Source organism: Bartonella sp. AP57NXGY, from assembly GCF_042195805.1.
GTDB lineage: Bacteria > Pseudomonadota > Alphaproteobacteria > Rhizobiales > Rhizobiaceae > Bartonella.
Map to the genome: position 1 here is coordinate 1 of NZ_JBHIOZ010000609.1, position 605 is coordinate 605.

Sequence of the window (605 nt, forward strand, 5' to 3'; positions counted from 1 at the left end):
ATGACAGGAGGATCTATTGAAATCACAGAAGGCGAAGCAGTAGGTGCATTATTCCTTGACACCGCAAGCAAAAAAAACACGCTGAAAGATGTGAAAATATCAAGTGGAAAAGATGGCTTTCTTATGGAGAAAGGAATCTCCGCTATAAAAGGCATAATTACTTTAAATAATGTAACCGTCACAAAAGCAAAACGCAGCATCTATGCAGATAACAAATCTCAAGTAATGGTTTCTAGTGGATCTTTTGAGGCAAAAGAAGATGCAATCAATGCTCAAAGCGGTAGTACCATTACTTTGGACAATGAGGCTAAAATCACATCATCTGAGGGTGATGGCCTCCATGCAATTGGTGAGCAATCAAAAATTTTTATGACAGGGGGAACTGTTACCGGTAGCAATAGTGTATTATATACAAAAGCTGGTGGATATATTAATGTTAAAGACGTTGCTCTCACAGCAAATGGAAAAGGAACAAAATTCGGCGCATTTGCAAGAGGTTCCAGTACCATTGAATTGAATGGAAACACAACAATTAAAAATGCTACGATCGGTGTTAAAGCCCAAAGTGATAATGCGACAATCAAGATGACAGGAGGATCTATTGA

At 38.3% G+C, this 605-nt stretch carries 1 pseudogene; it reads left to right on the plus strand.

The window, feature by feature from the left end:
• A pseudogene (locus ACFIL8_RS12295) lies at positions 1-605 on the plus strand (autotransporter outer membrane beta-barrel domain-containing protein); the annotation flags it as partial.